We start from the raw sequence: 10,303 nt of genomic DNA on the forward strand, positions 1-10,303 counted from the left end.
CCCGACCTGCTGCACCAGGCCGTCGTCGCCTCGTCACGGACCGGTCGCGCCGACGAGGCCGAGTCGCTCGCCGGCCGCCTGACGGAGGTCGCGCCCGACGATCCCCGCGGCTGGCTGGATCTGGGTGTGGTCCTGGCCCGCGCGCATCGCTACCCGGAGGCGCGCGCGGTCTTCGATGCGGGCCGGCGCCGACTGCCCGGCCACGCGGGACTGCGGGAACAGCTGGCCCGCGTCGATTCGCTGCTCGCGCGACCCTGATCCGGCCGCGCAGGATCGGCGGCGTCCGCGCGTTCGGGGGCACGAATCTGCAAGCGGAGGCAACGAACCTTGCCGCAAGACCCCACACGCCGGAGGATATCGACATGAGGACCCGCATCCCGTTCATCGCCGCCCTGATCCTGATCGTGGCCGCCGCCGCCTGGGCCGGACCCGGCAACGCGCCCTGCGTCCGCGGCGACGGGGACGGTCCCGACCGCATGTTCGCGCGGCTGGACCTGACCGAGGCCCAGACCGCGGCCATCGCCAAGATCCGCGAGGAGTCGCGCGAGCGCGGGCGCGAGACCCGCAAGGAGATCCTGCGCCTGCGCCACGAGCTGCAGGGGATCATGATGCAGGACCAGCCCGACGCCGCTGCCGCCGCGCGGCTCATCGAACGGATGGGCGAGCTGCGCACCGAGCAGCAGGTGCGTCGGATGCAGACGCGCCTGGCGGTCCGCGAGCAGCTGACGCCCGAGCAGCGCGACCGGATGCCGCTGCCCGGCGACGGCCCGCGCGGTCGCGGCGGCCGCGGCGGCCGGCCCGGTCCCGATGACGGTTGCGGCATGCGGGGCGGCTGCGACATGCAGGGAGGCCGCGGGATGCACCGTGGCGGCCAGGCTTGCGCTCCCGGCGCGTGTGACGGCGACGGCCCGCACGGGCCGCGCGGAGGGAATCGCTGACCAGGCGTGAAGCGGAGAGTGACGACCCGTGAACGACGACCAGCTCATGACGCGCATCGCCGCGGGCGAGGAGGCGGACTTCCGCCTCCTCGTCGAGCGCTGGGAGCGCCAGGTCCACGCCTTCCACTGGCGCATGACCGGGTCGCGCGAGGAGGCCGAGGACCTGACGCAGGACACGTTCCTGAAGGTCCACGCCCACGCCGGGAGCTACCGGCCCGAGGGCCGCTTCCAGAGCTGGCTGTTCCGCATCGCCGGCAACCTGGCGCGCAGCTGGGCGCGGCGGCGCAAGATCGTCGGCTGGGTTCGTTTCGATATCGACGTTCACGACCGGGCCGGGCACGGGCCCGCGCCCGACGCGGTCGTCGCGGGGGAGCAGCTGCGGCAGCGGCTCCAACGGGCTTTGGCGGGACTCCCGCCGCGTCAGCGTGAAGCGCTGGTGCTGCGGCGGTACCACGACCTGAGCCAGCGCGACATCGCCGCGGCGATGGGCACGAGCGAGGGTGCGGTCGAGTCCCTGCTGGTCAGGGCGCTGGACACGCTGCGCCGGGAACTCGCACCCGAACCAGGAGCAGGCTGATGAACCACATCGACACACGACTGACCGCCTGGCTGGGCGGAAGCCTCGACCGGGCCGCCCGCGAGGAGATCGAAGCGCATTGCGCGGCCTGCGAGGATTGCCGCCGGCTCCTCGCGCGGAGCGAAGCCGCCTGGAGCGCGCTGGGAGAGCTGACGGCCCCGGCGCCGGACCGCCCGGCCTGGGAGGGGATCGCCGCCGCCCTGCACCCGTTGCGGGAGCGGTCCGGCGCCAGGGACTGGCGCCGCTGGTCCTTCCCCGCAGCCGCGGCGGCGGCGCTGGTCTGCGGCGTCGTGCTGGGCGACCGGCTCGCCGGGGAACCGACCGGCGTGGCGCAGATCCTGACGCAGGACATCATCGCCGGCACGCTGCTGTCCGAGGACGCGGCCTCCGATCTCGACGGCCTGATCGCCACGGCTTGGTACGATCCCGCGCAAGGGGGAACACGATGAAGCGCCTGTTGCTGTTGCTGCTGCTGGTCTCCCTGGGTCTGAACGTCGGGCTCGGCCTGGCGCTGCGCCGGGTGCGCGACGACGCCTCGGCCGCGGTCGCGGCCTGCCGGTTCCGGGACGACGCCGGCCCGGGCGGCGGGATGCGGGGCGAGGGGCACGGGCAACCCCCGAATCGCCGTTTCGATCCCGAGCGCCACGGCCGGCTGCAGGAGCTGCGCGAGCGGATGCGCCCGCGCGTCGACGGCCTGCGCGACGAGGTCGAGACCGCCCGGCTGGCCCTGCGCGAGGCCCTGAACAGCCCCGAACTGGACCGGGCCGCGATCCTGCCGCTGGTGCGGGCCATGACGGCCGCCCAGGCCCGGCTCGACTCGACGGTCGCCGAGGCGCTCGTCGAGGATCTCGGCAGCATGACGGCCGAGGAGCGTCGCGAGTTCCTGAAGATGCTGCCCTGGGAGCGCGGCTCCCGCCCGCCCCGCTGAGGCGCCGCCCCCGCCGTCTCCTCTTGACAGGGAGCCGGCGGCGGCATTTAATTCTTGTTGCTCATTGCTTTCCGCGGCGCCCAGTCTCCATGCGGCCCTTGCGCCTTGACCGGCCGGAACCGGCGCCACGTCCCCACCCCGGCAGATCCCGATCCTCAAGCTGGCCGGCTGCCGTGTGTGTGTCCTCAGGGGGAATCCGAATGACGTCGAAGCGCATCCTCGTGTCCGCCGGCCTGGTGTTGCTGTTCGCCCTGCCCGGATGCCGATCCGCGCACGTGACCAGCGCCATCCTCTACATCGACCAGCAGATGTACCAGAAGGCGATCGACGTGCTGCACGAGGGCCTGGAATACAGCCCCGACGAGGCGGACGCCTTCTTCTACCTCGGCGAAGCGCACACCAAGCAGGCCGAGGAGAACGTGCGCGACAACGAGTTCCTCGCGGCCAAGCTCAACTACACCACCGCCTACGACTACTACCAGAAGGCGAAGGCCATGGACCCGACGCTGGCCGAGCGGGTCCAGGAGTCCCTGATGTACAGCTACGTGCTGCGCAACAACGACGCCAAGAACGAGTACCAGGGCCAGTACTACGAGGCCGCCGAGGGCCAGTTCCGGCTCGCCTACGCCTGCCTGCCCGACTCCATCGCCCCGATCAAGAACCTGGCGCGCATGAAGATCCAGCTCGCCACCGATTCCGGCGAGAACCAGGAGCTCTACACCGAGGCCCTGAACCTGCTCGACCAGGTGCTCGCCGAGAACCCCGGCGCCTACGAGCTGCTCTCGGACAAGGCCAACGTGCTGGGCAGGCTCGGCCGCAAGGACGAGGCCGCCGCGATCTACGACCAGCTGCTGGCCGACCATCCCGACGACGCCCCGCTGCTGATCGACATCGCGAACCTGTCGAAGGACCAGCGGCAGTTCGAGCGCTCCGCCGACCTGCTGGTCCGCGTGGTGGGGATCTACGAGTCCGACGACGACGTGGGCAACGACGAGGACGTCTACTTCCTCGTCCTGCAGGCGGCCGGCCTCTACAGTGGCATCGATGTGCACCGCTACGCCACGGCCCTGGACCTCTACGAGAAGGCCCTGCGCCTGGAGTCCGTGCCCGAAGAGGACACCCTGCTGCAGAAGCTGCAGATCCACTACAAGTACGGCGACGACCTGGATAAGGAGGCCGCCGCCGAGACCGACCCGACGCGCCAGGCCGAACTGCAGCGGCAGGCCCGCGAGCAGTTCGAGAAGGGCGTCAACACCGGCAACGCCCTGGTCGGGCAGTATTTCGAGAGCGTCAACGGCTTCTTCTACCTGGGCCTCTGCCACGGGAAGCTGGGCAACGAGGCCCTGATGAACGAAAACATGGCAACCTACCGGAAGCTGTCGGGCGAAAACTGACCCCCGACTCGCGGCCGGGGCCGTCGGGGCCCCGGCCTGGACAAGGCACGGCGCTTGCAGTATCGTGGTGGCCGCTCCGGAACCCGCACGCGATATCCAGACCCGGCGACAACCCGTCCGATACGCCGCGCGAACGCCCTGCGCGGCCTTGCCGATAGAATCTCCACGGGGAAGAACACCCACCGACCCAGGCCCGGCCGGCCACGGCCACGGGAGCGAAATGGACATCAAGGAACTGCAGGACAAGAACATCACCGAGCTGGTGGAGATCGCCAAGGGGCTGAACATCGAGGGCCTGAGCACCCTGCGCAAGTCCGAGCTGATCTTCAAGATCCTCGAGGGGCAGACCGAGAAGAACGGCCTGATCTACGCCGAGGGGGTGCTCCAGGTCCTGCAGGAGGGCTACGGGTTCCTGCGTTCCGCCAAGTACAACTACCTGCCCGGTCCGGACGACATCTACCTGTCCCCTTCGCAGATCAAGAAGTTCGACCTCAAGACCGGCGACACGGTCTCGGGCCAGGTGCGCCCGCCCAAGGACAACGAGCGCTACTTCGCGCTTCTCAAGGTGGAGTCCGTCAACTACGAGGACCCCGAGAAGGCGAAGAACATGACGCTCTTCGACAACCTCACGCCGCTGTACCCCGAGGAGATGCTGAACCTCGAATGCGCCAACGGGGACATCACGACGCGCCTGATCAACCTCATGGCGCCGATCGGCAAGGGCCAGCGCGGGCTGATCGTCTCGCCGCCACGGGCCGGCAAGACCATCATCCTGCAGAAGATCGCCAACGCCATCAGCGAGAACAACCCCAAGGTCGTGCTGATCGTGCTGCTGATCGACGAGCGGCCCGAGGAGGTCACCGACATGGCCCGCTCGGTCCGGGGCGAGGTCGTCAGCTCGACCTTCGACGAGCCGGCCGAGCGCCACGTGCAGGTCGCCAGCATGGTGCTCGCGAAGGCGCGGCGCCTGGTCGAGCACGGCCGCGACGTGGTGATCCTGCTGGACTCGATCACCCGCCTCGCGCGCGCCCACAACACCGTGGTGCCCCACTCCGGCAAGATCCTGTCCGGCGGCGTCGACTCCAACGCCCTGCAGAAGCCCAAGCGCTTCTTCGGCGCGGCGCGCAACATCGAGGAGGGCGGCTCGCTGACGATCATCGCCACGGCCCTGATCGAGACCGGCTCGCGCATGGACGAGGTGATCTTCGAGGAGTTCAAGGGCACCGGCAACATGGAGCTGGTCCTGGACCGCAAGATCGCCGAGAAGCGCGTGTACCCCGCGGTGGACATCTTCAAGTCCGGCACCCGCAAGGAGGACCTGCTGATCGACCGCAAGGACCTCAACAAGATCTGGGTGCTGCGCAAGTACCTCAGCGACTACAACCCGCACGAGGCGATGGAGTTCATGATCGACAAGCTCAGCAAAACCAAGACGAACGAGCAGTTCCTGGCGGCGATGAACACCTAACGCGATTGTCGGCAGCGTGTTGCGCCTGAAGCCGGCCGCCGTCGCCCGATCGCCCGCCCGGCGCCGATGCCGGACAAAAAATTTGCCCTTTCGGGGTCCCGGAGTTAATTATGGGGCTTGCCGGGGCCGAAACCAACGGTTGCGAAGGTGAGAGCAATGAAGAAGGACATCCATCCCAAGTACGTCGAGTGCGAGGTCAGCTGCCTCTGCGGCAACGTGGTCCACACCCGCTCGACGCTGCCGAAGATCAACGTGGAGATCTGCTCCAACTGCCACCCGTTCTTCACCGGCCAGCAGAAGATCGTCGACACCGCCGGACGCATCGAGCGCTTCAAGAAGCGGTACCAGGGCGTCTACGGCGACAAGCAGAACTAGCGGCGCGCAGCGGCGACAGCCGCCGCGCCGGACGCCCGGAGAGACGGGACCCGGGGACGATCGCCCGGGAGGATTCCGCGAGGGTGCTGGCGAAAGGGCCGGCACCCTCGTTCTTTGTGGGAGCCCCCGGCGGGGGCCGCGCTCCGCCCGGCGGGCGGAGCAGTCACCTGCAGCCATGCGAGGACGGAACCAGATGAACGGACAACCGGCCGCCGGGAGCGAGGCGCCCCGCGTTTGCGACCCCCGCGAGATGGACCTGGCCGTCGGCGGCCAGGCCGTGATCGAAGGCGTGATGATGCGCTCGCCGACGGCCATCGCCACGGCCGTCCGCACGCCCGACGGCAGGATCGTGGTGCGCAAGCAGCCCTTCCGCAGCGTGTTCCGCCGGTGGCGCTTCCTCAACGTCCCGGTGCTGCGCGGCGGCATCCACCTGATCGAGTCGATGGGGCTGGGCATCGGCGCGCTGATGTTCTCGGCCGACCAGGCCATGACCGAGGAGCGCGTCGAGACGAAGAAGGGCTTCAAGGACACGGCCATGATGTGGGGCACGATCGTCGTGGCCTTCATCCTGAGCCTGGGCCTGTTCTTCTACCTGCCGCTGGTCCTGACCGACCTGACCGGCGTGCGCCACGGGTTCGGCTTCAACCTGATCGACGGCGTGATCCGCATCGTGATGTTCGTGGCCTACCTGATGCTCATCTCGCGGATGAAGGACATGGCGCGCGTCTTCGAGTACCACGGCGCCGAGCACATGTCGATCCACGCCTTCGAGGCGCACCGCGACCTCACGGTCGACCAGACGCGCCCCTTCACGACCCTGCACCCGCGCTGCGGCACCAGCTTCCTGTTCTTCGTGATGCTGATCTCGGTGGTCGTGTTCAGCTTCCTGGGCCGCCCCGACGACGTCGGGCAGCGCCTGCTGCGGCTGGCCTTCGTGCCGGTCATCGGCGGCCTGGCCTACGAGGCGATCAAGCTCTCGGGGCGCTTCCGCAACGCCTGGTTCGTGCGGCCCCTGATCTGGCCGGGCCTGATGCTGCAGAAGATCACCACCAGCCGCCCCGACGACTCCCAGCTCGAGGTGGGCCTGGCCGCCCTGCGGGCGGTGCTCGAACCCGAGCCCGAGGGCTTCCGGACGCGGACCTACGACGCGCCGGCGGCCGTGCCGGCGGAGGCCTGACGTGAAGGACATCATCGTCCGCCTGCGGGAGAAGTCGACGGCGTTGGAGCAGCAGCTCAGCGACGGCGACCTGGTCAAGGACCGCCAGAGGTTCCGCGACGTCTCGCGCGAGCACGCCCACCTGCGCGACGTGCTGGAGATCGCCGGGCGGTGGGAGGCGCTGGCGGAGACGCTCGCCGGCCACCGCGAGCTGCTGCACGGCGAGACCGATCCCGAGCTGCTGGCCCTGGTCCGCGAGGAGTTGCCCGGCTGCGAGCGCGACTTCGCGGCGGCCGAGGCGGAGCTGGAGCTGGCGCTGCTCCCCCGCGACCCCAACGACGACCGCGACGCCATCCTGGAGGTGCGAGCGGGCACGGGCGGCGACGAGGCGGCGCTGTTCGCCGAGGAGATCGCCCGCATGTACGTGCGCTTCGCCGAGCGCCGCCGCTGGCGGGTCGAGCTGCTCGAGACGACCCCCGGCACCGCCGGCGGCGTCAAGGAGATCAGCTACGCCGTGCGCGGCGAAGGCGTCTACGGGCTGCTGCGCTGGGAGAGCGGCGTGCACCGCGTCCAGCGCGTGCCCGCCACCGAGAGCCAGGGCCGCATCCACACCTCGGCCGTCACCGTCGCGGTGCTGCCCGAGGCCGAGGAGGTCGACGTCCAGATCGGCGAGAACGACCTGCGCATCGACGTCTACCGCGCCTCCGGCCCCGGCGGCCAGTCGGTCAACACCACCGACTCGGCCGTGCGCATCACCCACCTGCCGACGGGCCTGGTCGTCCAGTGCCAGGACGAGAAGTCGCAGCACAAGAACAAGTCCAAGGCCATGATGGTGCTGCGCTCGCGCCTGCTCGAGCAGGCCATCGCCGCGCAGGACAGCGCGCGCTCCGCGGAGCGGCGGACCCTGGTGGGTTCCGGCGACCGCAGCGCCAAGATCCGCACCTACAACTTCCCCCAGAGCCGGTTCACCGATCACCGGATCGGATTGACCGTGCACAGCCTCGAGGCCATCATGCAGGGGGACCTGGACGAGGTCATGCAGGCCATCCAGGACCACCGCCGCCAGGAAGCCCTCTCCGAGAGCCGCAGCGACGGAGCCTGACCGGGGCGACCCTCCAGCCGGGAGATCCGCGTGCCCGAAGCCCTCAAGAGCGTGCGCGAGCTCATCCAGGCGACCGCCGCCTTCTTCGAGAAGCGCGGCATCGATTCCGCGCGACTGAACGCCGAGCGCCTGCTGGGGCACGTGCTGGGGCTCGCGCGCATCGACCTCTACGTCAACCACGACCGGCCCCTGGCTCCCGGGGAGATCGACCGCTACCGCGAGCTGGTCCGGCAGCGCGCCGCGGGCGTGCCGCTGCAGACGCTGCTGGGGGAGACCGAGTTCTACGGGCGCGCCTTCCAGGTGGAGGCGGGGGTGTTCATCCCGCGACCCGAGACCGAGCGCCTGGTGGAGGCCGCCGTGCGGCTGCTGACCGGGGGCACGAGCAGCTGGCTGGCGCCCCTGGCGCTGGAGATCGGCTGCGGCACCGGCGTGGTGGGCTGCTCGCTGGCGGCGGAGATGCCGCGGCTGCGCGTCCACGCCTCGGAGATCGACCCGCGGGCGGCGGCCCTGGCCCGCGCCAACGCGCGCCGGCTGGGGGTGGCCGCGCGGGTCGAGGTGCACGAGGGGCCCTGGTGCGAGCCGTTCCCGCCCGCCCTGCGCGGGCAGGCCCACCTGCTGGTCAGCAACCCGCCGTACGTGCGCCGCGGCGACTTGGCCGGGCTGCCGCGCGAGGTGTCCGCACACGACCCGGTCGCGGCGCTGGACGGCGGTCCCGACGGGCTGGATGCCTACCGCGTGATCGCGAGCGAGGCGCCGGGCTGGCTGCTGCCGGGCGGGTGGATCGCGCTTGAAATCGGCGAGGATCAGGCGTTGGATGTGACCGGGCTGCTGAAGGATGCGGGGTTCTCGTCCCTGACAGTGAAGAAGGACTACTGCGACCGCGACCGGGTCGTGACCGGCCGGATGTAGCGGCGACGGAACCGGCCGCGGGCGCGACCCGCGACCCGCGACCCGCGACCTGAGACACGAGGAGCACAGCATGGACCGCTTCGTGATCGAGGGCCCCGTCCGCCTGTCGGGCGAGGTGCGCTGCAGCGGCGCGAAGAACGCCGTGCTGCCCCTGATGGCCGCCGCGCTGCTGACCCGCGGCGAGTCGGTCATCCGCAACGTGCCGGACCTGCGCGACGTGCGCACCTTCATGCGCCTGCTGACGATCCTGGGCGTGAAGTGCGACCTGACCGACGGCGTGCTGCGCCTGGACACCGCCGACGCCACCGGCATCGAAGCCCCCTACGACCTCGTCAAGACCATGCGCGCGAGCGTGTACGTGCTCGGGCCGCTGTGCGCGTTCCGCGGCGAGGCGCGCGTCTCGCTGCCCGGGGGCTGCGCCTGGGGGCCGCGCCCGGTCAACCTGCACCTGGAAGGCCTGCGCGCGCTGGGCGCCGAGACCGATCTCGAGGGCGGCTACATCAACGCCCGCGCGCCCCGCGGCCTGCGCGGCGGCAACTTCCGCTTCGAGCCCAGCAGCGTGGGCGCCACCTGCAACGTGCTGATGGCGGCGGTCCTGGCCGAGGGCGAGACGGTGCTGGCCAACTGCGCGGTGGAGCCCGAGGTCACGCAGCTCGTCGACGCCCTGATCGGGGCCGGCGCCCGCATCGAGGGCGGCGGCACCACCACCCTCACGGTCCACGGCGTCGCCGCGCTCGACCCGCTGCGCTGCCGCGTGATCCCGGACCGCATCGAGGCGGGCACCTTCCTGGCCGCGGCCGCGATGACCGGCGGCGAGATCGCGGTGCTGGACTGCCGGCCGGACCACCTGGGCGAGCCGATGGCGGTGCTGCGCAGCATGGGTTGCACGGTGGAGGAGACGGCGGACTCCGTGCGCGTCGCGGCGCCCGGGCGACCGCGCTCGGTGGAGATCGTGACGCGCCCGTTCCCCGGTTTCCCGACCGACATGCAGGCGCAGTTCATGGCGGTGCTGACGCGCGCCGACGGCACCAGCCACATCAGCGAGACGATCTACCCCGACCGCTACACGCACACCGCCGAGCTGCGGCGCCTGGGCGCGGACATCCGGCTCGACGGCGCGACGGCCACGATCTTCGGCGTGCCCGGCCTGTCCGGGGCGCCGGTGATGGCCACCGACCTGCGCGCCTCGGCGGCGCTGATCATGGCGGGTCTGGCCGCCGCCGGGACCACCACCGTGGACCGCATCTACCACATCGACCGCGGCTACGAGCGGATCGAGACGAAGTTCGCGGCGCTGGGCGGGAAGATCCGGCGGGAGGACGCGTGAGCGTCGAGCGCCGCTTCATCCTCGGCACCGCCGGCCACGTCGACCACGGCAAGTCGGCGCTGATCAAGGCGCTGACCGGCATCGAGACGGACCGCCTCAAGGAGGAGCAGGAGCGCGGCATCAGCATCG

At 70.7% G+C, this 10,303-nt stretch carries 12 protein-coding genes; all 12 read left to right on the forward strand.

Translation table 11 applies throughout. The annotated features are described in order from the left end of the window. The coding region (locus Q7W29_15025) for a tetratricopeptide repeat protein (protein MDO9173134.1) at positions 1 to 258 on the forward strand (258 nt) is incomplete at its 5' end. A gap of 104 nt (positions 259 to 362) precedes the next feature. Beyond that, the gene (locus tag Q7W29_15030) at positions 363 to 938 is read left to right on the forward strand and encodes a periplasmic heavy metal sensor (GenBank protein ID MDO9173135.1); all 576 of its coding nucleotides are present in this window, start codon (positions 363 to 365) and stop codon (positions 936 to 938) included. A 28-nt stretch (positions 939 to 966) separates the two neighbouring features. Then, positions 967 to 1,515: a sigma-70 family RNA polymerase sigma factor gene (locus Q7W29_15035; protein MDO9173136.1), complete on the forward strand. Its 549-nt coding sequence runs from the start codon at positions 967 to 969 to the stop codon at positions 1,513 to 1,515. Continuing rightward, positions 1,515 to 1,964 carry a zf-HC2 domain-containing protein gene (locus tag Q7W29_15040; protein MDO9173137.1) on the forward strand — a complete coding sequence of 150 codons (450 nt, stop codon included), beginning with the start codon at positions 1,515 to 1,517 and terminating at the stop codon, positions 1,962 to 1,964. The genes Q7W29_15035 and Q7W29_15040 overlap by 1 nt, the downstream gene beginning before the upstream one ends. After that, positions 1,961 to 2,443: a periplasmic heavy metal sensor gene (locus Q7W29_15045; GenBank protein ID MDO9173138.1), complete on the forward strand. Its 483-nt coding sequence runs from the start codon at positions 1,961 to 1,963 to the stop codon at positions 2,441 to 2,443. The genes Q7W29_15040 and Q7W29_15045 overlap by 4 nt, the downstream gene beginning before the upstream one ends. A 200-nt stretch (positions 2,444 to 2,643) precedes the next feature. Continuing rightward, on the forward strand, positions 2,644 to 3,837 hold the full coding sequence (locus Q7W29_15050) for a tetratricopeptide repeat protein (protein ID MDO9173139.1): 1,194 nt from the start codon (positions 2,644 to 2,646) through the stop codon (positions 3,835 to 3,837). Between the two features lie 220 nt (positions 3,838 to 4,057). After that, positions 4,058 to 5,305, forward strand: coding sequence for a transcription termination factor Rho (gene rho, locus Q7W29_15055; GenBank protein MDO9173140.1), 1,248 nt, complete (start codon positions 4,058 to 4,060; stop codon positions 5,303 to 5,305). Between the two features lie 156 nt (positions 5,306 to 5,461). After that, positions 5,462 to 5,680: a 50S ribosomal protein L31 gene (rpmE, locus tag Q7W29_15060; protein ID MDO9173141.1), complete on the forward strand. Its 219-nt coding sequence runs from the start codon at positions 5,462 to 5,464 to the stop codon at positions 5,678 to 5,680. A gap of 193 nt (positions 5,681 to 5,873) precedes the next feature. After that, positions 5,874 to 6,857, forward strand: coding sequence for a DUF1385 domain-containing protein (locus tag Q7W29_15065; GenBank protein ID MDO9173142.1), 984 nt, complete (start codon positions 5,874 to 5,876; stop codon positions 6,855 to 6,857). A gap of 1 nt (position 6,858) precedes the next feature. After that, entirely contained in the window at positions 6,859 to 7,938 is a 1,080-nt protein-coding gene (gene prfA, locus Q7W29_15070; GenBank protein ID MDO9173143.1) for a peptide chain release factor 1, read from the forward strand. 30 nt (positions 7,939 to 7,968) lie between these two features. Beyond that, positions 7,969 to 8,847, forward strand: coding sequence for a peptide chain release factor N(5)-glutamine methyltransferase (gene prmC, locus Q7W29_15075; protein ID MDO9173144.1), 879 nt, complete (start codon positions 7,969 to 7,971; stop codon positions 8,845 to 8,847). A 70-nt stretch (positions 8,848 to 8,917) separates the two neighbouring features. Then, a complete protein-coding gene (gene murA, locus Q7W29_15080) occupies positions 8,918 to 10,174 on the forward strand; it encodes a UDP-N-acetylglucosamine 1-carboxyvinyltransferase (GenBank protein MDO9173145.1) in 1,257 nt (418 codons plus the stop codon). The last annotated feature ends 129 nt before the right edge of the window (positions 10,175 to 10,303 follow it).

It is taken from the genome of bacterium, from assembly GCA_030654305.1.
GTDB lineage: Bacteria > Krumholzibacteriota > Krumholzibacteriia > LZORAL124-64-63 > LZORAL124-64-63 > PNOJ01.

Bases quoted from the DNA above. Each gene is read 5' to 3' on its own strand.
- rho (MDO9173140.1), top strand. From the start codon at position 4,058: ATGGACATCAAGGAACTGCAGGACAAGAACATCACCGAGCTGGTGGAG.
- Q7W29_15040 (MDO9173137.1), top strand. From the start codon at position 1,515: ATGAACCACATCGACACACGACTGACCGCCTGGCTGGGCGGAAGCCTC.
- Q7W29_15050 (MDO9173139.1), top strand. From the start codon at position 2,644: ATGACGTCGAAGCGCATCCTCGTGTCCGCCGGCCTGGTGTTGCTGTTC.
- Q7W29_15030 (MDO9173135.1), top strand. From the start codon at position 363: ATGAGGACCCGCATCCCGTTCATCGCCGCCCTGATCCTGATCGTGGCC.
- Q7W29_15065 (MDO9173142.1), top strand. From the start codon at position 5,874: ATGAACGGACAACCGGCCGCCGGGAGCGAGGCGCCCCGCGTTTGCGAC.
- Q7W29_15045 (MDO9173138.1), top strand. From the start codon at position 1,961: ATGAAGCGCCTGTTGCTGTTGCTGCTGCTGGTCTCCCTGGGTCTGAAC.
- murA (MDO9173145.1), top strand. From the start codon at position 8,918: ATGGACCGCTTCGTGATCGAGGGCCCCGTCCGCCTGTCGGGCGAGGTG.
- rpmE (MDO9173141.1), top strand. From the start codon at position 5,462: ATGAAGAAGGACATCCATCCCAAGTACGTCGAGTGCGAGGTCAGCTGC.